The organism is Pseudogracilibacillus sp. SE30717A, from assembly GCF_037071985.1.
Taxonomy (GTDB): domain Bacteria; phylum Bacillota; class Bacilli; order Bacillales; family Amphibacillaceae; genus Pseudogracilibacillus.
Map to the genome: position 1 here is coordinate 188,943 of NZ_JAXHDF010000003.1, position 25,095 is coordinate 214,037.

Below are 25,095 nucleotides of genomic sequence, written 5' to 3' on the forward strand. Positions count from 1 at the left end.
ACGATGATGGAAGATATTTTAAAGCAAGTTCAACGAGGCGAATTAACGATTGAACAAGCGAAAGAAAAACTTGCGACGTATGAAAATTTAGGTTTTGCTAAAGTAGACCATCATCGTGAACAACGGACTGGATTCCCTGAAGTCATTTATGGGGAAGGAAAAACGGCCGAGCAGATTGTTCGAATCATGGAAGCAATCAAAGCTAAAGACAATAATGTCCTCATTACTCGGATAGATAAAGAAAAAGCGGAAGCGATCTTAGAGAAGCATCCAGAATTTATTTATGATGAGACAAGCCGACTAGTATTTTATAAAAAAGAAAAACAGCCAGTGCCGACAGGAAGCTATATTGCTGTTCTTTGTGCGGGTACCTCCGATTTGCCAGTTGCCGAAGAAGCTGCAATCACTGCAGAGGTAATGGGAAGTGAAGTACGGAGATTTTATGATGTAGGAGTTGCTGGTATTCATCGTTTATTTGATCAAATGGATGAGATTAAACAAGCGAATGTTTCCATCGTTGTTGCCGGGATGGAAGGCGCGTTGCCAAGTGTTGTGGGAGGACTTGTTGCACACCCGGTAATTGCGGTTCCAACAAGTATTGGTTATGGTGCAAGTTTTCAAGGTCTATCCGCTTTATTAACGATGCTTAATTCCTGCGCCTCAGGAATAAGTGTCGTAAATATCGACAATGGATTTGGTGGAGCATATAGCGCTGTATTAATTGATAAACTTGCCCGCCGATAGCAAGTCATATAGAGGTTGAACTGGCTTATATTTTGCTAAAAACGTTATACTAGTATATTATTTCCCGTATTTAGATAAATCAACTTTTTGATTTGCTGTCTTCTTTTTTATTGAAGAAAGTATGTTGATTATGTTTAACTCGCTTAGGGTCACAAGTATTTCATGTGTTAAAAGAACGGATCGAATACAGAATCATTAGTGGAAGGAGTTAACTTGAATGAATAATCATTTGCCGCCAGATGAAGAACATATTGATACTAATATGGTTAAATTGGAAGTTAATTTGGATGATATTTCTGGAGAGGTGCTCGGATATGTGATGGATTTATTGTTTGAGGCGGGCGCTAATGATGTGTATTATACTCCTATTTACATGAAAAAAAATCGACCGGGAATTTTACTTCAACTACTTTGTTCGCAAAATGTACTAGAAAAAATGAAGAGGATTCTTTTTACAGAAACAACAACGTTAGGAGTCCGTTATTATCCATTAACCGTTCATAGAATGGAACGAACCTATACAAAAATTAATACAGAATGGGGAAAAGTTACTGTAAAGCTCGGCTTACTTCATGGAAAGGTCGTTCAACGCTCACCAGAATATGAAGACTGTAAATCTCTCGCCGAAAAACATCAAATTCCACTCAAAACAATTTTTCAAGCTGTTTGGAAAGCAATGGAACATAAAGATTCTTGAATAGCTTAAAGCTTATAGTTTCACAAATAGGCTTAGGAATTATATACGGTTTTTCTCTATCATTGATATGGGAAAGTTGTATTACACGGTATGGTAATCACTGTCATACTGGCGTTTGAACATTTTCCTATCTAGATTACCAAAAGTTGCAGGCAAGCTTTTAAATAGCTTGCCTTTTTTGATACCATCTTTATCCTTCATTTACGTCTCTTTTCTACTCATTTTTCACAAATTAACCAATATGTTTAAAAAATTAAACAATTATCTTAAAATATTAAATTTTAAAAGTAAGCGATTTCAATTATGATTAAAAATAGAGAAGGAGGAGAAATGATGGATTCACCACAACAAGTAAGAAATATGCAAACTAAAAAAAAGTTTAACAGTGAAAAATGGATTCCGTATTTATTCACGTTGCCCTCATTTCTAATTATTGCAGCTTTTTTATTTTATCCGATTGGAACTGTTTTTTATTATAGTTTCCAGCATTATGATATTTCCGCCCCTTTTTATAACCGTTTTGCTGGCTTCGAAAATTTTGTAACCATTTTCACAGAAGATAAAATGTTCTTGCGAAGTCTTTGGACCAGTGTGAAATGGGTCGTATCTGAAGTTGGCTTACAATTAGTTTTTGGAATGATTTTTGCATTACTATTAAATCAAACATTTAAATTAAGGGGTTTAGTGAGAGCGCTTGCTTTTATTCCTTGGGCCATTTCAGGAGTGTTGGCATCCGTCATGTGGTCGTTAATGTATAACGAGCATATGGGAGTGTTTAATGACTTGCTGATGAAGTTAGGTATTATTAGTGAACCGAAAGCGTTTTTAGCAGGTACGACCAGTGCTTTTATTGCTGTTATTATCGCTGAATTATGGAGAGGGATTCCTTTCTTTGCGATTACATTGCTAGCTTCTCTACAAAGTATTCCAGAAGAGTTATACGAAGCTGCCGATGTCGATGGTGCAGGGAAATGGCGTCAATTTATCGCAATTACATTACCCCACCTAAAAAATACGATTATATTAACAACGTTGTTACGTGTCGTTTGGGAATTTAATAACGTTGATTTGATCTTTAACCTAACAGGTGGTGGACCAGCGAATTCCACAACGACCTTAACGATGTATATTGTAAACTTAGCCGTTCATGGCAGTGACTTTGGATATGGCGCAGCTTTAACTGTCATCTCATTTGGAATTTTGTTTATCTTTGCAATGACTTACTTATTAATAACTCGTTATCAAAGGGAGGATTAATTACTAAATGATTAAAATGAATCGAAAAAAAGATAAAATCATGTTTCTCTACCTTCCTCTTACTTTAATGATTACTTGGACGATATTTCCTATTTATTGGACGATTAATACGGCTTTTAAACAAGAAGGGGATATTGTGAAACGACCGCTTGAATATATCCCTTCTGCACCGACGATTGAGAACTTTGTCGTTGCATGGAAAAATGTAGGATTTGCTACTTTTTTTAAAAATAGTTTAATCATTGGTTTCTTTACTGTTCTTATTGTCATTATTTTGTCTACTTTATCTGGCTATGCGTTAAGTAGATATAATTTTAAGGGAAAACGTTTCTTTTTATTAATGTTATTAAGCACACAATTTATTCCGAGAGCAATGTTAGTTATTCCGTTATTTATCATCTTTAAAAATCTTGGATTAATAAGTCATCCGTTATCTCTCATCATTACATATACGGCGGTTGAGATACCCTTTACAACTGTATTAATGAGTGGATTTATTGGAAATATACCGAAAGAATTAGAAGAAGCAGCTGCCATTGATGGATGTTCAAAGCTTCAAGCATTGCGGCATGTTATCTTACCATTATTACTGCCGGGAATAGTCGCTTGTGGGATCTTCACTTTTATCTATACATGGAATGAATTCTTACTTGCGTTAATGCTCACGAATCAACAAGCGAAATTTACACTGCCGGTTGGATTAAGTTTTATGATGAGTGAATTTAACGTCAATTACGGCGCTTTGGCTGCGGGTAGTGTGATTGCTTTAGTACCAGCAATACTTTTATTTGCTTATGCTCAGAAACATTTGGTTAGCGGAATGGGTGGGGCAATTAAAGGATAGATGCCGGCCTTTAAACAGTGGTTTTAATTATTTTAAATAGATTTACTAGAGATTGAGGGAGGAAGAAGAGAATGTCAAAAAAATTATTACGTGTTGGACTATTACTTATGTTGATGCTTGGCGGTATTCTAGCTGCTTGTGGTGGTGGAAACGACGACACATCTACTAGTAATAAAGACGAGAGTTCAGGAGATGGTAATGCAAAGATTACCTTTTGGGATGAAAACGCAGGACCTCAACGGACACCGATTTGGGAAGAACTTATAGAGAGATTTGAAGAAGAAAACCCGAATATAAAAGTAGAATATGTTGGTTTACCGAAAGACTCCGCAAAATCAAAATTGGATACATCTATTGCAGCGGACGATATGCCTGACGTTGCATCCGTACAAACGAGTTGGTTGCCAGAGTTCGCTATTCGTGAAGCATTACTTCCACTTGATGATTATTTAGCGGATTCTACGTTAAAAGATCTGATTAATACGGGCGCTATCGAGTTTAACAAAGATATCGTTCAAGATGGTGGTCTTTATGGGATTCCATACACACAAAACTTAGATATTATTTGGATTCGTTCAGATTGGTTTGAAGAAGAAGGAGTAAAAGTACCAGAAACTTGGGATGACTTTTTTGCAGCAGCTAATGATATGACGACAGATGATCGTTATGGTTATACGATTCGTGGTGGAGCAGGTGGATCTTTTCAATTGCAACGTTTAATGTTCGCTTATTCAGGATTTGAAGACTACTTTGATGCAGATGGAAACGCTGTAATTAATGATCCGGAAAACGTGGAGTTTTTAGAAACATATTTTGATTTATATAAAACGGCTACTCCTGAAAGTGATATAACGAACGATTATAAAGAAATGATCGCTGGATTTGATACTGGTGTTGTAGCAATGGTTCATCACAATATTGGATCATTTGGAGAGCATAATAAAGCACTTGAATCCGATCAGTTCGAAGCAATTCCACTTCCAAAAACAGCTGATGGAAAGTACGTAGCGGAAGGTGGCAACACGATTAATATGTCAATTTTCAATTCTACAAAACACCCAGATGCTGCATGGAAATTTGTTGAATTTATTAACTCGGCTGAAAGTCAAAGTTACTGGAATGAGCAAGTTGGTCAAATTCCTACAAACTCAGATGTTTTAGAAATGGATTGGATTAAAGAAGCACCACATATAAAGACAGCTTTTGAAGTGTATGATAATCCTGAAACAATTCTATACAAACCGCCATTCTATCTACCGGACTATCGTTCTATTCTTGATAATGTGGTTGATTCCGGTACACAGGCAGTATTAAGTGGTGAGATGACTGTTCAAGAATTCCTTGATTCATGGGCAGAAGAAATGGAAAAATCCGAGGCCAAATATCAGGAAGCATTTAAAGATTAAACTATTTTCTATAAGATTTGGGATTGCAAACAACTCGGCTATTGAAAACTAATAGCTTTGAAACAGAATACGTAGACTGAACAGTAACTACTAGGTTGTATTCTGCTACAGACCATTGCTTTCCGTGGGCACGGCCTCAGCCTCCTTGAGAAAAACACTCTGCGGAGTCTTCGGACACGTGCTGTTCCCACAGGAGTCAATGGCCCTCGCTACAAACAACCAACAGAAAAATTGAAACATACATCATACTATTATTATCATCCCAGCGGAGGAAATATGTGGAGACTCCTATGGGAGCATAGTCCTAGATGAGACTACACAGTGCGTAGCACAAGGAGGCTCAACAGCCGCCCATGGTAAAGGAGACACTGTGAAAACAAGCGTAAGCGCAGCTCGAACAGATGTCGCTCTTATGCCCGTGGTGAAAGCGAAACTTATTTCCGTAGCGGTAAGGTAATTACTTTCTAAAGTTAATGCACAGTTTCATCCACTACGAAATTGAAAATTCGAGGTATCGAAACAGTTGTACGATTCATTTCAAACTAATAGAGAGGGGAATTTTAAAACGTATGGTTAATAGTGTAAAACATGATCCATTACTGATGGCAGAAAAGGCGTGCCAAGCAATTATGGACACGTATACGCCTGAGGAATTACCGCCTGGAAACAGATGGCATTACCATCAAGGTGTATTTTTATATGGGATGCTCCGAGTTTGGGAAGCAACAGGAAAAGAAGAATATTTTGAATATACGAAAGCATATATAGATAATTTAATTGATGATGAAGGAAATTTTTATTTTGCACGTGACGAGCTAGATTCTATTCAAGTAGGAATTTTATTGTTTCCATTGTATGAAGCAACGAATGATAAAAAGTATTTAATTGCAGCTACTAAGCTTCGTCATTTATTAAACACCATTAATAAAACATCAGAAGGCGGATATTGGCATAAAGATAAATATCCATACCAAATGTGGCTAGATGGTCTATATATGGCTGGACCGTTTTCTTTAATGTATGGAGATCATTTTAATGAACCCGAACTTGCTCATGCAGTTCTTTATCAAGAAAAACTGATGCGTAAACATATGACAGACGAAGAAACAGGCTTATTATACCATGCGTGGGATGAGAAAAGAGAGCAACCATGGGCAGACAAAGAAACAGGATGTTCTCCTGAATTTTGGGGACGTTCAGTTGGTTGGTATGGAACAGCATTAATCGATATTTTAGATAATTTAGATGAGAGAATTGAAGGACGTCAAGAATTGATTACTTCTTTGCAAAACTTCATACCAGCAGTTGCTAAACAGCAGGATGAGGTATCCGGTCTATGGTACCAAATAATAGACAAAGGTGACCGAAAAGATAACTGGTTAGAATCTTCTAGTTCGGCTCTGTTTGTATATACGATGGCGAAAGCAATAAAAGTGGGCTATATTGATGAAAACGAATATAAACAAATCGTCACGAAAGCGTATAATGGGCTGTTTGAGCATATGGTTGACGTCCAAGAATCGACATTAATATTAAGCGGTATCTGTATTGGAACTTCGGCTGGAGTATACGATTATTATGTGGAACGTTCGACTTCCGAAAATGATTTACATGGAATGGGAGCATTTGTCCTCGCATGTATGGCTGTTTATGACCTAGATTAATGGTGTTCATTAAAATCTTTTCCAGTAGACTAATTTGATAGAGTCTAAATATGTGAATGAAGAGGGAGTCTTCTGTTGAAAAATGCTAAAATAGAGTTGCAGAAGAATCTCATTTATAAAGGAAAGATGTTGATTCAAAGGCACCTCTTTCGCTTTAGGTACCATAATGAAAAATTTCCCGTAAAGAAACGGATACCTCTTTTAAGCAGTCGTTTTATGTAGAGGAAGTTTATTCTTCTGGATTTCATATACGAACAGGAGAAATTCACATGTCCTTTGGCAGAAAATTAAAGGATGTCATCCAAAGAAATCTATTATTCTCATTTAAATCAACGATCAATGTGCTCTACATTTCTTTGATTATCCTTTTCGTATCGATTACAGGAATTGTATCGTATTTTTTGGCAGTTAAACAAATTGAGGAAAATACATACACAAATGTAAATGATACCGTTTTACAAACAAATAATTACTTAGAATTCTTATTAACAGATGTTTTCCAGCAATTAGTCACTTTGTCGAATGATCCAGATATTACATCTTTTTCATTAAAAGAAGATATAAGTCCTAAAATGTATATCCAAATGGATGAAGATTTGAAAGCGATTTATTATCGATATAATTCTATCATTGAATCTATTTATGTTGATATCGACCATGGGAATTATACGTTTTCTCAAAGTGCAGATCTTATAGTAGATCGATCATTTTCCTATGAGGATTATTATCAGGAGTATTCAGATAGTAAAGAACAATTTTATTGGCGAAATATACATCCAAATGAGATTTATGCTAATGGAGGCGATGTACTAAGCGTTTTTAAACTGATTGGAAACGAGACTTCGCCATCCAATGGAATTATTGTATTTAATTTACGAACCTCATTTTTTGAAGAGGTTCTAAATAAATCACTTATTGGAAAAAGTGGATATTTGACACTAATTAGTCCAGATGGAAGCTTTGAATCTAAACATGTTGATAAACCGTATCGGTTAGATCCATCTACTTTAACCTATTTAAGTGATATGGAAAATAAAGAGGGACAATTCACTTTTGAAAATTCTCAAGGAGAACAAATGATTGTCATTTATCATACAATTGGGGTTAATAAATGGAAAGTTGCAGCAGTAGTTCCAGAACGTGAAATGTTACAAAAAATAAATTATATTAAATATTTCACCATTCTGTTTGTCCTATTTATCATTTTAATTGCAACCTTTCTCGTGAACTTTGTCGGTAAGTATATTTCCAAACCAATTGAGAAGCTTGCCCATCAAATGACGACAGTAGAGCAGAATAATCTTGTTCCAGTGAAAGGATTGGCGGTTCCTGATGAAATGAGGATTCTGTATAAGAGTTTTGATAAATTAATTGCTAGAAATCGTAAATTACTAGATCAAGTTAAGTTAGAACAAGAAGAAAAAAGGAAATTGGAAGTGGCGATTATTCAGGCGCAAATTAATCCACATTTTTTATATAATACACTTCATTCAATAAAAGGATTATGTGATATGGGAATGAATGAAGATGCAAGTAGAATGGTGAGCGCACTTTCAAGTTTTTTCCGAATTAGTATTAGTAAAGGTAATGAAATTATTTCTGTTAAAGAAGAAATTGACCATATCAAAAACTATTTGTTTATTATGGAAATGCGGTATGGGGATGATTTCACGTATCAAATAGATTTAGAAGAAGAGTTGAATTACTTTGATATGATCAAACTGACATTACAACCTTTAATTGAAAATGCGATCTATCATGGAGTAAAACAAAAACGAGGTCAAGGTTATATTGATGTACGTGTCTATGAAAAAAAGAATCTCATTTATCTGGAAGTCGAAGATAATGGATCAGGCATTGATTCAGAAAAGTTAGTAAAAATTAAAGAAGAATTACGAGCACCTTTTGAAGAACGAAGAAAGCAATATATAGGAATTGGTTTAAGAAGTGTCAATGAACGAATTAAAAGTTATTATGGCAGAGAATATGGATTATCAATTGAAAGTGACGAATATAAGACTAAAATTACTATCATCATTCCTAAAGTAAAAGAGGGGAACAGCGACTATGCATAAAGTCATTATTGTTGAAGATGACAGGATTATACGTCGGAGTTTATGTAAGGCACCGTGGGAGCAACATGGATTTGTTGTGGCAGGAGAGGCGAGTAATGGTGAAGTTGCCGTTGAACTAATAAATGAAGTACAACCTCAAGTTGTTGTTTCTGATATTAATATGCCATTTATGAATGGACTGGACATGGCTAAGTTAGTTAAAGAGACAAGTCCACATACAAAAATTATTTTCTTAACCGGTTATGAAGACTTCAACTACGCAAAACAAGCGGTTAAACTTCAAGCATATGATTATTTATTAAAACCGGTAAATGTGGAGGAATTGATTGAAAAAGCTTCTAATGCTGCAGCCGAATGGGAGTTAGAAATGCGCAAAGAAAAAAAAGTTGAAGAATCCTTACCGTTGCTTCAGCAAAAGTTTTTACATAAATTAACGCAAGAACCGGAAATACATGAAGAGATTGATGTTGAGTCTGAATTAACGGATTTAGGAATCGAGTTACTCGGTCCCTATTACACTGTTTTGCTCATTCATATAAACGAGAATGATATAAAGGTAGAGACAGAACAGAAGCGGCTGCTCCATCATCTTATTTCACCTATACTTGGTACACTAAATGGACAGTTAATTAACGGGGAAAGAAATGAAATGGCATTGTTTTTATCGCTAGATGAAAAGTGTGAAAATCAAAAGGAGCGAATAGCAAGCCAGCTTTTATCCCTTGTAAAGAATGAATTGAATACATCTGTCACAATAACTATTGGCAGAACGTATCGAAATCTATTCGAGATTGTCACTGCTTATATCGAATCAAAATTAGCAATGGAGATGCGGCATATTATGGGAACCGATCATGTTTATTCAATTGATGATACAGTTTCTGGAAGCTTAAATGAAGAAAATATGTTCAAAGAGCTTGAGAATAAACTTGAAAAACATATTAAAAAAGGTCTACCTAAAAAGGCGCAAGAGAAACTTGAACAGATCAATACAGCGTTCAGAACGTATAAAAATGTTCCTCTTCAAGAAACAAGGCTTTTTGCTTTAAAATTCAGTACATTATTAAGTTATGAAATTAAAAAGTGGAAACAAGACGACCGCAATTTGACGAGTAATGTAGATCATTATGAACAAATCATTCATTTTCAATCTTTGACAGACGTAATGGATCATTTACATCATCTTATTGATGAGTGGGCAGAAGCGATGTCCCGGACGATTGCAAAAAATCACCATACAATTGTAGATAAAGCAATTACTTATATAAATGAACATTACGATGATCCTACTTTAACTCAACAAAAAGTAGCGAGTGCAATTTATGTTAGTGCACCCTACTTAAGTAACTTATTTAAAATGGAAAAGGGCGTAAATTTTACTGATTATCTGTTAGAACTTAGGATGAAAAGAGCGATGGAGTTATTACGCAAACAAGACGCGAAATCATATCAGGTAGCAGATGCGATTGGATATACAAATCCTCAGTATTTCAGCATATCGTTTAAAAAATACACTGGATATACGCCGCAACAATTTAGTAAAAGCATGTGACTTATAAGGAAGATTGAAAAGAAATTATAGGTAACGGTTATGGAAAAGATAAATAATACATTAATTATTATGAAAGCGTTACCCTAATGAGATTATTTTGTTTATAGAAAAAATAGCTTTTCATACATAGTGGGGGTGTAAAATGAACAAGTTAAATGTTCTTCAAAAAATTACGGACTGTGGCATTGTAGCTGTTGTTAGGGCAGAGTCAAAGGACCAGGCGATCCAAATATCTAAGGCATGTATAAAAGGTGGAATTTCTAGTATTGAAATAACGTTTACTGTCCAAGGTGCAACTGAAATTATTGAGGAGTTATCCCTTATTTATCAAGGGGATAATAACGTTGTAATAGGAGCTGGTACAGTACTTGATGCTACTACAGCGAGAATGGCAATTTTAGCAGGAGCACAGTATATAGTAAGTCCTGCGTTTGACGAAGAAACTGCAAAACTATGTAATCTATATCAAATACCATATATCCCAGGCTGTATGACCATTACTGAAATGAAGTTAGCACTTGTGTCAGGCGTCGATATTATCAAACTTTTTCCCGGTAATGCATTCGGTCCCGAGTTCATAAAAGCAGTCAAAGCTCCACTGCCCCAAGTAAATTTAATGCCGACAGGTGGCGTAAGTTTAGACAATGTGGATCAATGGATAAAAAATGGGTGTGTCGCGGTAGGTGTAGGGGGAAATCTTGTTGCACCTGCACAGACAGGAGATTTCGATAAAATTACTGATTATGCAAGACAGTATGTAGAAAAAGTAAAAAATGCTAGAGAGGCGCTTATATGAAAAAGATTGTAACATTTGGAGAACCTTTACTCCGCTACTCAACGAGCACTGGAAAGCGAATTGAACAGTCTGGAGAGTTAAACATCCATTATGGTGGGGCTGAAGTAAATGTTAGCGTGTCACTTGCAAATTTTGGATATGATGCATATTTTATTGGGAAAATACCGGAAAATGGGTTAGGAAAGGCAGTAGAAAGACATTTAAAGTCTTACGGAGTTCATACCGATTACTTGATTAAAGGTGGAGAACGCTTAGGCACATATTACTTAGAATTAGGAGCAGGAGAGAGGAGTTCTCAAGTAATCTATGACCGGAAGTATTCTAGTTTTGCAGAAATAAAGTTAGAGGAAATAGATTTTGAAGAAATTTTTACAGGAGCAGAACTCTATCATGTGACTGGGATTACACCCGCTTTATCGCCAGCACTCCAAGAATTAACAATGTTATCTCTACAGAAGGCGAGAGAAATGGGAGTGATTACAAGTTTTGATTTTAATTACCGGTCAAAACTGTGGACTCATAAAGAGGCAGCTACTGCGATTCAACCATTTTTGCCTTACATCGATATTTGTTCATGTGGAGAATTAGATGCGATTCATTTGCTTGATATAGAAGAAATAACCGATGAAATGGACAGAGAATTAAGATTAGAACATTACTATAAAGAAATTCTAAAACGATATTCAAATATAAAACATTTATATTCTACTTTCCGGGACGTTAATTCTGCTTCTATTCATCACTTACAAGGAAATTATTATTATGATGGTATATTGTATCAGTCTAAAATACACCATGTTGATCCGATTGTTGATCCAGTTGGTGGAGGGGATGCCTTTGCGGCAGGAATGTTATATGGAATATTAGAAAACTTACCATGTGAACAAACGGTCTCCTTTGCAACAGCAGGGGCTGCTTTAAAACATACATTAGTTGGAGATGCCAATCAATTTTCGAAAGAAGAGATTTTTAGCTTCGTGGATCAGGTTTCCGGTAAAATTATTCGCTAAAATGCTTATTCAAAATAGAGGATAAAAAGGATCAAGGTCGGTCAAAATTACTGACATCTTGTCAAGCAACGCACGACTACAAATGGGCTTTGCGCTTAACGTCGGCATACCCTATGAAGGGATGTATCATTTTTACCGGACTTTTTTAAATAATATCTAAATAATAGGAGGAATTTATAATGAAAATGGAAACACGTTATGCAAATCATCCGGAGGAAATTAAACGGTACAATACAGATGAATTAAGAGAGCATTTTTTAGTAGAGAAGTTATTTGAGCCAGGAAAAGTTATGTTGACGTATACGCACCATGATCGAATGATTTTCGGAGGAGTTACTCCAGGTGCTAATGAACTTACAATTAAACTTGATAAAGAACTTGGTGTTGATTACTTTTTAGAGCGTCGTGAATTAGGAATTATTAATATTGGAAACACGGGAACAGTTGTCCTTGACGGTGAAGAGCATGAAATGGTAAATCATGATGGTATGTATGTGGGTAGAGGAACAAAAGATATCTTATTCCGTTCTAAAGATCCCAATAATCCGGCTAAGTTTTACGTTGTTTCTACACCAGCACATCATACATATCCGACAGTGAAAATCGGTATTGATCAAATCAAACCACTTGAGCTTGGAGAACAGCAAACTCTAAACGAACGTAAAATTAATCAGTATATCCATCCAAATAATTGTCAGAGCTGTCAACTGCAAATGGGTCTTACTCAATTACAGCCAGGCAGTGTGTGGAATACAATGCCTTGCCATACACATGAACGTCGTATGGAAGTATACTTATACTTTGATATGGAGCCAGAAACTCGCGTATTCCACTTCATGGGGGAGCCTAGCGAGACGAGACATTTAGTAATGAAAAATGAGCAAGCAACCATTTCTCCTAGCTGGTCTATCCATACAGGAACTGCAACAAATGATTATACATTCATTTGGGCAATGTGTGGAGAAAACATCACATATGATGATATGGATTTTGTTGATATGGACGACTTAAGATAAAAATAATAACGTTGTAAAAACTATGGGAGGATATTATTCATGACAACTGAATTAAACGATTTTTCACTAGATTTTTTCTCGCTAGACGGTAAAGTTGCGATTGTTACTGGAGCAAATACGGGATTAGGACAAGGTTATGCAGTCGCACTTGCTAAAGCAGGTGCAGATCTTTTCCTCGTATCCCGAAGTGATGACTGTGCAGAAACAGTTGAGTTAATTGAAAAAGCTGGTCGTAAAGCAAAAGTTTTTAAAGCGGATTTGTCAGATCGTAAAAGTGTAAAAGAAATTGTACCTGCATGTAAAGAAGAATTTGGTACGGTCGATATTTTGGTAAATAATGCTGGAACGATCCGTCGTTCGCCGCTTCTTGAGTACAAAGAAGAAGACTGGGATGCGGTTATGAATGTAAACTTGGATGCTGCTTATATACTAAGCCAAGCTGCCGCAAAGATTATGGCAGAGCAAAAGAGTGGTAAAATTATTAATGTCGCTTCCATGCTATCTTTCCAAGGTGGAAAATTCATTCCACCTTATACTGCAAGTAAACATGGAATCGCAGGTCTTACAAAAGCTTTCGCTAATGAATTAGCAGAGTACGGCGTACAAATCAACGCAATCGCACCTGGTTATATTAAGACAAACAACACTACGCAAATTCGAAAAGATGAAAAGCGCTATGCAGAAATTACTGGTCGAATCCCGGCAGGATACTGGGCAACCCCTGCAGATTTAATGGGAACAGTTGTATTTTTAGCAAGTAAAGCATCCGACTATGTGAACGGACATGTTCTCGCGGTTGATGGAGGTTGGTTGGCAAGATAGTTTTGCCGGTAAAAAGTCGTATCACAATGTGGTGGTACGGCTTTTTATTGCACTAGCTTTATAAAATTTCGATGTAATAAATGAGCTCACTATCTGCCCTTTATTCACGAATCCTTGATGCGGGGGTCATATACAGTGTTACTATCTGCCTGTTTTCAATGAATTCCCAATCTGAGGGGCACGCGGACCCGTGATTTAAGAGCCAAAATACGTAACGAAAAGAACTTTATAATATTAAAGAAAAGGGGAAATAAAAATGGAACTTAATTTAGGAATACGAGCGCATGATATAGAAGGACTGCCATTAGAAGAGTTAACAAAAACGATTTCTAGTAAAGGTTTGTCAGCTGTTCAATTAGCATTGGCAAAGTCATTTACTGATTTTAGCACAGAAACAGGGAGTTTAAGTCCCGGCTATGCACGCTATATTGGACAATCTTTTAAGAAAGAGAATATAGATATTGCTATTCTAGGTTGTTATATTAATATGATTCATCCGGATAAGTATGAGAGAGCTAAGTTGCTCGATCGTTTTAAAGAGCATATTCGCTTTGCAAGAGACTTTGGTTGTAGTATCGTTGGAACGGAAACAGGTGCAGTAAATGCAAAAATGGGATATACCGTTGATAATTTTGCAGAAGGCCCATTCCATTCTGTTGTAGATAGTGTCGGTGAACTAGTTGAAGAAGCAGAAAAATGGGGCGTTATTGTTGGGATTGAAGGTGGCATTAACCACCCTATTTATTCACCAAAACTGATGAAACGATTACTCGACAATAATGAATCAAATAATTTACAAGTTATTTTTGATCCGGCGAATTTTATGAGTATGGATTATTATGAATGCCAAGAAGAAGTAATTGAGGAAGCATTTGAATTATTTGGTGATCGAATGGTTGCAATGCATGCGAAAGATTTTGTGATTGAGGATAATTGGATTAAAATGGTGCCAGTAGGAACTGGACTGTTAAATTATGACGCGGTGTTCAAACATTTGAAAAAGCGTAAGCCTTTTATGAATGTGCTCCTCGAAAATACGAGAGAACCCCACATAGATAATAGTATTACATTTCTAAGAGATAAATATAGCAAAGCGTAAAATAAAGGGGATAATTAGCCCCTTTTCTTTTATTTTATTAGAATGATTGTAGGTGAAAAAATGAATGAGATAATTTTTAAACAAGCGAAAGCGTGGATACTGGAAGCGGGTGAATTAATCCGTAAAAAAATAAATGATCCATTAGTTGTTGATACAAAAGCAAATGCAAATGACCTGGTAACAACGATCGATAGAGAGACAGAGGAGTTTTTGGCTACCAATATAAAAGAAACGTATCCAAATCATTTCATCCTCAGTGAAGAAGGATTTGGTGATAATATCTCTACACTTGATGGTGTTGTGTGGATTATTGATCCGATTGACGGTACAATTAATTTTGTAAATCAAAAAAGAAACTTTGCTATTTCAATCGGAATTTTTATCGATGGTATTGGTGAAATGGGATTTGTGTATGATGTGATGGCTGGAAATCTTTACTCTGCAAAACGAGGAGAGGGCGCATATAAGAACGATCGGAAATTACGCCCTTTAAAGAAAGACCTACAGCTTAGTGAAAGTATTCTAGGACTTAACCATAAATGGCTTTGTGAGAATACGGTAGTAGATGAAAAAGAAATTCAGAAGCTAGTAAAACGTGTTAGAGGAACGAGAGCATATGGATCGGCTGCATTAAAACTGGCATTTTTGGCAGAAGGAATAATTGATTCGTATATTACGATGAATCTAGCGCCATGGGATATTGCGGGAGGGATGGTTCTCGTTGCAGAAGTTGGAGGTGTCACGAAAAATATCGATGGAAAGTCGGTAAATATGATAGGGACAGATTCAACCGTTAGCTGTCATCCTGCCATTTTAGAAGACCTTCTTGAGGTAATGAAGAAGGGAAGAAAATAAATACTATTGATAGAAAACTGTATACGCCCAACGAAGGTTTTACCATAATCGCTTGGCAATAAGCCAAGTTTTCTAGTGTTATTTGAAAGGATAGAAATCTATGTCTGAAAGAACTCATTTTCAGAAAAGTCGCGATCGGCTTAACATGAAACTTGTTATCACACTATTAATCTTTGTAAGTGCCATTTCCATTCTATTAGCAATCGGTATTGGACCTGTGTCGGTACCTCCTAAAATCGTTGCTGCTATATTAGGAGATCGTATTCCAATCTTAACAGCTATTTTACCAAAGGAATGGACGGAATTAGACGCTCATATTGTCATGCAACTTCGTTTACCACGCGTATTGCTAGGCATGATTGTAGGAGCGTCCCTTTCTGTAACAGGGGTGGCAATGCAAGCATTAGTCCGCAATCCACTTGCAGATCCGTTTATTTTAGGAGTGTCATCAGGCGCTTCGGCAACAGCAACGCTCGGAATGTTATTTGGTGTTTTTCATTTTTTTGGGCGATATTCACTTGCAATTAGCGCTTTCCTTGGGGCGGCTATAACGATCATTATTGTTTATTCGATTTCACGGGTAAGAGGAAGAATTAATATTACTCAATTACTTCTTACCGGTGTGGTCACGGCAATGATTATGGATGCTATTACGAAAATCATTACGCTTCATGCACCAAATGCCCTTGGTCTTCATAATGCTGCTTTTTGGATGTCCGGAAGTTTGGCAGGTGCAAAATGGGGTTATTTACAATTACCTTTTATTGTTATGCTCGTTTGTATCATTGTGTTAATGATTAACTATCGATCATTAAACGCGTTATTATTCGGCGAAGAAACGGCGGGTACATTGGGGATTAATGTAAATAGGATGCAGAAGTTATTAATACTTATCGCATCCCTACTTGCTGGTGTAACAATTGCAGTTAGCGGAGCAATTGGATTTGTTGGCTTAATTGCACCACATATTACGAGGTTATTGATTGGTTCAGACCATAGACGGGTACTTCCTGTAAGTGCTTTTTTAGGTGGAATATTAGTCGTGTGGACAGATGTTGTTGCACGAATTATTGTTGCACCGGAAGAATTACCAATTGGGTTATTAACTGCAATTATAGGAGGTCCCTTTTTTATATGGTTATTAAAACGAAACACACGATTTTAGCGGAGGTTTAACTCATGCACTTACGAGTGGAAAATATAAGTTTTTCTTACCAAGAAGAGAAAAAAATCCTTGATAATATTAACCTACATGTAGAAAAAGGCGAGTTAGTTGGTATTATCGGTCCTAATGGAAGTGGAAAGTCAACGATATTAAAAAACATCTACCGTGTCCTGAAGCCAGATGAGGGAGCCGTTTTTTTAGATGATGAAGCTGTTTATCAAATGCATGTGAAAAAAGCCGCAACAAAACTAGGTGTTGTTGGTCAAGAAAATTCAATTCCTTTTGATTTTACCGTCGGTGATATTGTTGCAATGGGGAGAGGCCCACATAAAGGATTATTAGAAAGTGATACAGAAGAAGATCAGCGTATTGTGATGAATGCTTTGAAACAAGTAGATCTTGAGCATTTAATATATCAAGATTATCGCCAATTGTCAGGCGGAGAAAAACAGCGTGTTATTATTGCACGCGTACTGGCACAACAAACGGATTTTTTAATTTTAGATGAGCCAACAAACCATTTGGATATTCATCATCAGTTACAAATTTTTGATCTTGTAAAAAATATCGGAGTTACCGTGTTAGCAGCAATTCACGATTTAAATCTGGCTGCATTATATTGTGATCGAATTTATTTGCTTAAGGACGGAAAATTAGTAACAGCCGGCACACCGGAAACCGTTTTAACAGAAAAAAATATTGGTGACGTTTTTGGTATTCATACCGATATTATGATTCATCCGATTACAAAAAAAGTTTCTATTACGTATTTGCCGGAAAGTTTAGCTGAAACAGAGGAGTAGTCTTTATGAAAAAAAATATACTACTTATATTAGTCATTATAGTATTAACAGCATGTACCAATGATAAAACGGAACAGTCTACAGTTGATAGTACAGGTGGATCAGCAAATCTTACTTTTGATAATTATGGAAGAGAAGTTGTTGTCACAGAAAAACCAACTAAGGTTTTGACACTTGGTCCGAATACAACAGAAGTGATGATTGCACTTGGACTCGAAAATAATATCATTGGAAACAGTTTAAATAATCATAGCCGTGGACCACTGCCTGAATTTGCGGATGCATATGAAAAGATTCCTGAATTAACGTATGGCCCAGTAACTAGGGAAGCGGTTGCGACTAGTGGCGCCGACTTTATCTATGGAATTGATTGGGAATTTGGCGGCGAAGGTTTAGACTTAGAGGAATTGAACGGTTTAGGGATAACAACGTACATGAATAGTGCAACAAGCATGGAAGAAATTTATCAAGAAGTAGAAGATCTCGGTAAAATATTCGAAGCCGAAGATGAAGCAAAAGCATTTATTTCAGACCAAAAAAATAGAATCGAAGCGGTAGAGGAAAAAGTTTCAGACGAAAAAGTAGTAAATGTTCTAGTGTATGATAGTGGCGGAGATGGTGTTTTCACTGCTGGTGGAACTAATTTTGAAACATTATTAATTGAACTTGCAGGTGGAAAGAATATATTCGATGATATTACGGACAAAGAATGGGCAACGGTCAGTTATGAAGAAGTAGCTGCTCGAGAACCAGATGTTATCCTCGTCCATGATTATGATGCACCAAGCTATGACCAAAAAATCGAAGATATTAAAAATGATCCCGCATTAGCTCAGTTTGAATGTGTCAAACAGGAAAGATTTGTAAAGATCGAATTAGAAAGTGTTTTGCCAGGTTCTAGAATGGCATATACAGTGGAAAAATTAGCGGAAGGATTTCATCCAGACTTGTTTGAATAGGTCGTATGAAATTACGTCTTTTTTTTGAAAAAGTTTAACTAACTTTTATGAAATATAGGGAGGAAACTAGACAATGCAATGTACTTTATATAAAAAAATGTTTTTATTCATTAGCATATTTGTTTTAGCTGTGGTCTTAGTTGGTTGCGGATCTAATTCTGAAGAAAGTAAAGAGAAAGATATGGAGGAAACAGATCAATCTGCAGAACAAAAAACAGAAAACGAACAAACTACTCCATCCGGTGAGCATCCGATTGTCACTATGAATGTGGAGGGTGAAGGAAAAGTTCTGATTGAGTTATATCCTGATGTTGCACCAAATACGGTAAACAATTTTATTTCTTTAGTAGAAGATGGTTTTTATGATGGTTTGATTTTTCATCGAGTTATTCCAGGATTCATGATCCAAGGTGGAGATCCAGAAGGTACTGGGATGGGTGGCCCCGGCTATTCAATTAAAGGGGAGTTTAACTCAAATGATTTTGCTAATAATTTAGAACATGAACGTGGCGTAATCTCAATGGCTCGTTCACAGGCATCTGACTCTGCCGGATCACAATTTTTTATTATGACAGATGACTCTCCACATCTTGATGGGGATTATGCCGCATTTGGAAAAGTAATTGAAGGTATGGATGTGGTTGATAAGATTGTTTCGGTGGAACGAGATAATGTTGATAAGCCACTTGAAGACCAAGTAATAGAATCGATGAAGATTGATTTGAATGGATATGAAGCAGTAGAACCTGAAGTAATCGAGTAAATAGGCATACAAAAATCTACTTTATACAGAGTGGATAAGTTTGTATAAAACAAATTATACGTTTCGCTAATTCAATAGCAGTTCTAGTTTGAATAACATTAATGATACACCATTAGTGTTATTCATTTTTTTATTTAAGTAAACTTTTTGAAGTGTGAGTGAGGTGAATGGGAGAGTAACACTGATGAAATTTGAACGAAAAGAGGTAGGGCGATGTTATCTAGAATTGCGGATCGTTTTTCGAAACTTGTTCAACGTTTTTTACCGGATGCATTTGTCATTGCTGTACTGATGACAGTCATTGTGTTACTTATTGGCTTAGCAATGAATCCCTCTGAACCGAAAGTGATTTTTCAAGCGTGGGGTGACGGTTTTTGGACATATTTAGCATTCACTATGCAGATGGTTTTATTGTTAATGACGGGAATGACGTTGGCTTCCGTTCCGTTTATTAACAAAGGCTTGACCAAGATAGCCATGTTAGCAAAGAAACCATGGCAGGCGTATTTATTAACTTTCCTTGTGTCTGCATCAGCCTATTATATTAATTGGGGTTTAGCTGTTGTTGTCGGTGCAATTATTGCAAAAGAAATAGCTAAACGAAATGAACATACACATTTTCCTTTGTTAGTGGCTAGTGCTTATGCCGCAACAGTTCTTTTTGCCGGAGGAATGTCTAGTTCAATTGGGTTAACCATTGCAACGAATGGGCATTTTTTAGAAGAAGTGATGGGAGTGATCCCAACGTCTGAGACGATCTTTCATCCTTCAACATTTATTATTTTTTTCTGTCTCGTTTTCTTTATGTCTATTTTTCTTATTCTTATGACTCCGAAAAAGAATATAAAGTCATACAGAACCTTAATAAAGCAACAGGAAGAACAACCTTTGGAAGTAAAGATGGAAAAGCCTGACACTCCTGCTTTATGGCTCGAATATACTCCATCATTAGGAATGATCATCGGCGGCGTTGGGATTATTTATACGATTATTTCTTTTAGCGGAGGAAGAGATTTAGATTTAGACATTATTAATCTCTTCTTTTTATCATTGGGATTGTTTTTCCATCGTTCATTAGGCCAGTTTGCTAGAACGTTTGCAAATGTCTCCAAGTCCATTTCGCCATTAATCTTACAATTTCCATTTTATGCTGGGATAATTGCTATTTTATCTAGCTCAGGACTCGGTCAATTAATCATCGATGGAATGACTTCCGTTGCTAGTCCGAATACGTTTAATCTATTTACCTATTGGGTGTCCGGTTTTATTAATATTTTAGCTCCTTCCGGTGGAGGACAATGGGCATTACAAGGTCCTTTGCAAATCCCAGCAGCAATTGAACTTGGAGTTGATCCGGCAAAAACTGCGATGGCTGTTGCATGGGGAGACGCTTGGACAAATTTAATCCAACCGTTCTGGGCATTGCCGATTCTTTCTGTTGTTGGTTTGCATATTCGTGATATTATGGGTTATTGTATTTTATTAAGTACAGTCGTTGGCGTTGTAACAAGTGTGTTAATCTTTTTCTTATATTGAGTGAAGCAGAGTTTTATAGAGAGTGCCCTTAGTATAATGCATTGTCGATAAATAACTGATTCGTTATACAACTTGTATAAAAAGAAGTCAGATAATTAAATTATTCGGATAATGAAACCGCTATCAATAAATTGGTACTATAATAATCACACAATAAAATATGAGATGAAGAATGTATGTATAAACTAATTAAAGGATAGACGTATATGAAAAAGGGGGAATTCTACTACATATAGGTAAGTTCATCTTGCAGACTACTTTTAAAAAGGGGAGAAGAAAATGAAAAAAATCTATTTAAGTATAGTAATAGGGTTACTTTTAATTGGATTACTAGCCGCATGTGGAGGTAGTGGAGATACAACAACAGAACAAGCAGAGGTGGAAGGAGAGGAAGAGACAGATGCTTCAGGCGGGGCTAGTGTCAACACAATTGAAGAAGGTAAATTGACTTTTGGCTCAAGTGGGCTATACAAGCCGTTTAACTTTGAAGACTTAGATGGAAATGAAACCGGATTTGAAGTTGAACTCGGTGAAGCAATAGCTAAAGAGATGGGGCTTGAACCGAATCCTGTATTTACTCAAGATTTTGGTGCGTTAATAGAAGAAGTAAATACTGATCGGATTGATGTAATTCTAGGAAGTTTAACAATTACGGAGGAAAGAGCAGAAGCAGTAGATTTTTCGGAGCCGTATTATACATCTGGACCAGTATTTTACGTGCATAAAGACACCGATGATATTGAATCATGGGATGATCTTGAAGGAAAAGAAGTAGGTGTTATTGCCAATAGTGTGTATGAAGATACGGTACTAGAACATATTTCTGAAGATCAATTATCGACCTATCAGTCGGATACTGTTGCTCTTCAAGATTTGGCAGCCGGGTCGGATCGACTTGATATGGTACTGACGGATAAAATTGTAGGTCTTGTACAGATTGATGAAAACAATTTGGAAATTAAGTCGGTTGGAGAACTTATTTTCGAAGAGAAAATTGGTGCCGCTGTTAAAAAAGGAAACCAGGAATTACTTGATGAAATAAATCGTGCGCTTGAAGCAATTATTGAAAATGGCATATATGAAGAATTGAGTGAAAAATGGTTTGGGGAGAGTATTTTAGAATAATTACTAACTAAATGTGAGGTTGGGACATAAATAAAACTAGCAACTGAAAAGGCGAACAATATGTTTGTTTAGCGTAGGAAATATACGTAGACTCCTCGTCGGCTAAAGGCGGTCACGTCCTGTGACTGTAGCTACGCTTTCGCCCCACCGTAAAGATTTGTGACCAACGCCGACACTAGGACGTCCTGTCCGTCGCAGGAACAGCGACAGGGGAACGCAGACTAAGTACGCCACGTCCTGTGGCAACGTCTGCACTAGTACATCCTGTACGTCGGAAGATCTCTATAGCGACTCGAGACGAGGAGCTACAGAAGCAGATCGCCGTGCCCGAGGTAAAGGAGACACAGTTCAAGCAAGTGTAAGTGTTGCTTGAACTGATGTCGCGCTTATGCCTGTGATGAAAGCGAAGTGTATTTCCGAAGCTATCATACCCTTAGTATCGTCTTTTCTTTTGATAAAAATACTATTGTCTCAGCCTTATACTTTTTACCGTCTGTGATTTTGATTAGATGCTGCCAACGCTTTTAGGATTAGAACCTTTATAAATCTAGCAATTATTTAAGAAGTAACATAGGTTCTGATTTTTTAAAATTAGGAGGAATGATAATGACCTTTTGGGAACTGTTTATTGAAACGATGCCCGGATATAAGGACGCAGTGATCGCCACCGTAAAAATAACCGTGCTTGGTTTGATTATTGGAATGGTAATTGGATTGTTTTTTGCTTTTTTAAAGGTTAGTAAGTTTAAATTATTAAATTTTATCGCGGATATTTATATAACCATTATTCGAGGAACTCCACTCGTCGTCCAAATTTTTATACTTTATTTCGGATTAGTTCATTTTGTTGATTTGGGGCGTTTTTTATCTGGAGGCATTGCTCTTGGGATACATAACGGTGCGTATATTGCAGAAATTTTTCGTGGATCAATTCAGTCTATTGATCGGGGACAGTCAGAAGCAGCTCGCAGTTTAGGAATGTCCTATCCATTAACAATGCGACGAATTGTTTTGCCACAAGCCTTAAGAAGAGCAATTCCACCGCTTGGAAACCAGTTTATTATTGCGTTAAAAGATTCATCCCTCGTTGCGTTCATTGGATTCCAAGATTTATTTAACCGAGCGCAGCGTATTCAATCTGCAACAGGTCTGGCAATGGAATCATATATTATTGTTGGAATTTATTATCTTTTACTAGTACTGGTATTATCCTTTATTGTAAGTCGAATTGAGCGTTATTTATCTAAGAGTGAAAGGGGGCTTACTTAATGAGTGAAAATGATATTGTCATTGAAGTACAACAACTGAATAAGAGTTTCGGGTCTCTTCACGTTTTGAAAGATGTTGATCTAGAGGTGAAGGAGAGTGAAGTGGTTGTCTTAATAGGGGCGAGTGGATCAGGAAAAAGTACGCTACTTCGATGTATTAACTTTTTAGAAATAAACGAAAGTGGCAAGATTTATTTGGAAGGAAATAAAATTGATCCGAAAAAAGATGATTTGAATAAAGTACGTATGCGAACAGGAATGGTTTTTCAACACTTTAATCTTTTCCCACATATGACAGTAATGGAAAATATCATTGAAGCTCCCATTCAAGTAAAAAAGATGGCCAGAGATGAAGCGATCCGGATTGGAAAAGAATTACTAGGGAAAGTAGGACTTTCTGATAAAGCCGATGTTTATCCAAGAATGTTGTCGGGTGGGCAGCAACAACGGGTTGCAATCGCTCGGGCATTGGCAATGCAGCCGCAAATTATGCTTTTTGATGAACCGACTTCAGGGCTCGACCCGGAACTTGTTGGAGAAGTCTTAGAAGTTATGAAAGCACTCGCTCAAGAAGGAATGACAATGGTCATTGTAACACACGAAATGGGGTTTGCTCGTGAAGTTGCAGATCATGTTGTCTATTTAGATCAAGGACGAGTGATTGAAGTAGGTGCACCAGATCAAATTTTTGAAAATGCAATGGAAGAGAGAACGAAGGAATTTTTAAGTAAAGTATTATAGAACTTTCGAACAAACTTCCTAATATAGGGAGGGTATAATCTGTTAAAAATAGTAGATTTACATAAATATTATAATGGATTGCACGTACTTAAAGGAATTAATTTAGAAATAAAAGCAAAAGAAGCAGTAGTTATTTTAGGAACTAAGGATGCGGGTAAGAGTACACTGTTACGTTGTATACATTTTTTGCAAAAGATTGATCAAGGAGAAATCTGGTTTGATGGAGAAAAAATAACGAAGAAACAAAAGGAAATAGGGGTCATACTTCGACATTTTAATTTATTTCCCCATAAAACTGTCCTTGAAAATGTGATGGAAGGTCCAACTATTGTCCAAAAAGAAACGAAAGACAAAGCGGCAGCACTTGGCATAAATTTATTAGAAAAAGTCGGTTTGAGAGAACGCGCCTATGTATATCCAAAAAATTTATCTATTAGTGAAAAGCAACGAGTAGCCATTGCTCGAACACTCGCAATGCAGCCGAAAATAATGTTATTCGATGAACCTACTTCTAACTTAAATCCGGTGTTAGCAGAGGAAATCATCGGAGTAATTAAACAGCTTCATTATGACGGTATGACAGTAGTAATTACTGCAAATGAAGTAGAATTTTCACACGGCTTTGCTTACAGAACAGTATTATTAGAAGATGGAGTGATTATATGAGATCCCAATCCAGTTGATTGTAACGTAAGGTGGCGACCAGCGGGAAAAGCATGAGTCCAAAAATCCTTATAGCAACACGACAGTGGAGCTATAAGAGTTGAGGCCATCCCGCGGAACGCGTCCATCTGAAGTGAAAATCAACGAGTTTAAACACACAATACAACATTTTTAGTGGAGAACTGTTTTTAAATAATCAAGTCGTTTATAAAAACAACAAAAGGAATCCAGTTTA

Annotated in this window: 23 protein-coding genes; all 23 read left to right on the forward strand. The window is 36.5% G+C overall.

Going from position 1 to position 25,095, the window contains the following annotated elements; translation table 11 throughout:
• Nucleotides 1-3 precede the first annotated feature (3 nt).
• The 23 genes from larB (at nt 4) to SPD48_RS06135 (ending at nt 24,863) form a co-directional block, all read left to right on the forward strand.
• Nucleotides 4-744: a nickel pincer cofactor biosynthesis protein LarB gene (gene larB / locus SPD48_RS06025; protein ID WP_336257183.1), complete on the forward strand. Its 741-nt coding sequence runs from the start codon at nt 4-6 to the stop codon at nt 742-744.
• Between the two features lie 217 nt (nt 745-961).
• On the forward strand, nt 962-1,441 hold the full coding sequence (larC, locus tag SPD48_RS06030; protein ID WP_336257184.1) for a nickel insertion protein: 480 nt from the start codon (nt 962-964) through the stop codon (nt 1,439-1,441).
• A 333-nt stretch (nt 1,442-1,774) separates the two neighbouring features.
• Nucleotides 1,775-2,698: a carbohydrate ABC transporter permease gene (locus tag SPD48_RS06035; protein ID WP_336257185.1), complete on the forward strand. Its 924-nt coding sequence runs from the start codon at nt 1,775-1,777 to the stop codon at nt 2,696-2,698.
• A 7-nt stretch (nt 2,699-2,705) separates the two neighbouring features.
• On the forward strand, nt 2,706-3,542 hold the full coding sequence (locus SPD48_RS06040) for a carbohydrate ABC transporter permease (protein ID WP_336257186.1): 837 nt from the start codon (nt 2,706-2,708) through the stop codon (nt 3,540-3,542).
• Nucleotides 3,543-3,613: 71 nt separating this feature from the next.
• The gene (locus SPD48_RS06045; protein WP_336257187.1) at nt 3,614-4,948 is read left to right on the forward strand and encodes an ABC transporter substrate-binding protein; all 1,335 of its coding nucleotides are present in this window, start codon (nt 3,614-3,616) and stop codon (nt 4,946-4,948) included.
• Nucleotides 4,949-5,517: 569 nt separating this feature from the next.
• Nucleotides 5,518-6,612 carry a glycoside hydrolase family 88/105 protein gene (locus SPD48_RS06050; RefSeq protein ID WP_336257188.1) on the forward strand — a complete coding sequence of 365 codons (1,095 nt, stop codon included), beginning with the start codon at nt 5,518-5,520 and terminating at the stop codon, nt 6,610-6,612.
• Nucleotides 6,613-6,881: 269 nt separating this feature from the next.
• Entirely contained in the window at nt 6,882-8,687 is a 1,806-nt protein-coding gene (locus tag SPD48_RS06055; protein WP_336257189.1) for a sensor histidine kinase, read from the forward strand.
• Nucleotides 8,680-10,239: a response regulator gene (locus SPD48_RS06060; RefSeq protein WP_336257190.1), complete on the forward strand. Its 1,560-nt coding sequence runs from the start codon at nt 8,680-8,682 to the stop codon at nt 10,237-10,239. Before SPD48_RS06055 ends, SPD48_RS06060 begins: the two co-directional genes overlap by 8 nt.
• A 142-nt stretch (nt 10,240-10,381) precedes the next feature.
• Nucleotides 10,382-11,035, forward strand: coding sequence for a bifunctional 4-hydroxy-2-oxoglutarate aldolase/2-dehydro-3-deoxy-phosphogluconate aldolase (locus tag SPD48_RS06065; protein WP_336257191.1), 654 nt, complete (start codon nt 10,382-10,384; stop codon nt 11,033-11,035).
• On the forward strand, nt 11,032-12,045 hold the full coding sequence (locus tag SPD48_RS06070; protein WP_336257192.1) for a sugar kinase: 1,014 nt from the start codon (nt 11,032-11,034) through the stop codon (nt 12,043-12,045). The genes SPD48_RS06065 and SPD48_RS06070 overlap by 4 nt, the downstream gene beginning before the upstream one ends.
• 185 nt (nt 12,046-12,230) lie before the next feature.
• Complete coding sequence (gene kduI / locus SPD48_RS06075) at nt 12,231-13,061, forward strand: 5-dehydro-4-deoxy-D-glucuronate isomerase (RefSeq protein ID WP_336257364.1); 831 nt, start codon at nt 12,231-12,233, stop codon at nt 13,059-13,061.
• A gap of 39 nt (nt 13,062-13,100) precedes the next feature.
• Nucleotides 13,101-13,883 (forward strand): 2-dehydro-3-deoxy-D-gluconate 5-dehydrogenase KduD, encoded by a 783-nt coding sequence (gene kduD / locus SPD48_RS06080; RefSeq protein WP_336257193.1) that lies wholly within the window; start codon nt 13,101-13,103, stop codon nt 13,881-13,883.
• Between the two features lie 256 nt (nt 13,884-14,139).
• Complete coding sequence (locus SPD48_RS06085; RefSeq protein ID WP_336257194.1) at nt 14,140-14,982, forward strand: sugar phosphate isomerase/epimerase family protein; 843 nt, start codon at nt 14,140-14,142, stop codon at nt 14,980-14,982.
• 60 nt (nt 14,983-15,042) lie between these two features.
• Nucleotides 15,043-15,837, forward strand: coding sequence for an inositol monophosphatase family protein (locus tag SPD48_RS06090; RefSeq protein ID WP_336257195.1), 795 nt, complete (start codon nt 15,043-15,045; stop codon nt 15,835-15,837).
• A 100-nt stretch (nt 15,838-15,937) separates the two neighbouring features.
• On the forward strand, nt 15,938-17,002 hold the full coding sequence (locus tag SPD48_RS06095) for a FecCD family ABC transporter permease (protein WP_336257196.1): 1,065 nt from the start codon (nt 15,938-15,940) through the stop codon (nt 17,000-17,002).
• 14 nt (nt 17,003-17,016) lie between these two features.
• Complete coding sequence (locus tag SPD48_RS06100; protein ID WP_336257197.1) at nt 17,017-17,805, forward strand: heme ABC transporter ATP-binding protein; 789 nt, start codon at nt 17,017-17,019, stop codon at nt 17,803-17,805.
• A gap of 5 nt (nt 17,806-17,810) precedes the next feature.
• Nucleotides 17,811-18,764 (forward strand): ABC transporter substrate-binding protein, encoded by a 954-nt coding sequence (locus tag SPD48_RS06105; RefSeq protein WP_336257198.1) that lies wholly within the window; start codon nt 17,811-17,813, stop codon nt 18,762-18,764.
• Between the two features lie 73 nt (nt 18,765-18,837).
• Nucleotides 18,838-19,527: a peptidylprolyl isomerase gene (locus tag SPD48_RS06110; protein WP_336257199.1), complete on the forward strand. Its 690-nt coding sequence runs from the start codon at nt 18,838-18,840 to the stop codon at nt 19,525-19,527.
• Between the two features lie 213 nt (nt 19,528-19,740).
• Nucleotides 19,741-21,063, forward strand: a complete 1,323-nt coding sequence (locus SPD48_RS06115) for a short-chain fatty acid transporter (protein ID WP_336257200.1) — start codon at nt 19,741-19,743, stop codon at nt 21,061-21,063.
• 279 nt (nt 21,064-21,342) lie between these two features.
• Nucleotides 21,343-22,188, forward strand: a complete 846-nt coding sequence (locus tag SPD48_RS06120) for a transporter substrate-binding domain-containing protein (RefSeq protein WP_336257201.1) — start codon at nt 21,343-21,345, stop codon at nt 22,186-22,188.
• 606 nt (nt 22,189-22,794) lie between these two features.
• The gene (locus tag SPD48_RS06125) at nt 22,795-23,457 is read left to right on the forward strand and encodes an amino acid ABC transporter permease (RefSeq protein ID WP_442962112.1); all 663 of its coding nucleotides are present in this window, start codon (nt 22,795-22,797) and stop codon (nt 23,455-23,457) included.
• Nucleotides 23,457-24,197 carry an amino acid ABC transporter ATP-binding protein gene (locus SPD48_RS06130; protein ID WP_336257203.1) on the forward strand — a complete coding sequence of 247 codons (741 nt, stop codon included), beginning with the start codon at nt 23,457-23,459 and terminating at the stop codon, nt 24,195-24,197. The genes SPD48_RS06125 and SPD48_RS06130 overlap by 1 nt, the downstream gene beginning before the upstream one ends.
• A 78-nt stretch (nt 24,198-24,275) precedes the next feature.
• Nucleotides 24,276-24,863 (forward strand): amino acid ABC transporter ATP-binding protein, encoded by a 588-nt coding sequence (locus SPD48_RS06135; protein ID WP_336257204.1) that lies wholly within the window; start codon nt 24,276-24,278, stop codon nt 24,861-24,863.
• Nucleotides 24,864-25,095 lie beyond the last annotated feature (232 nt).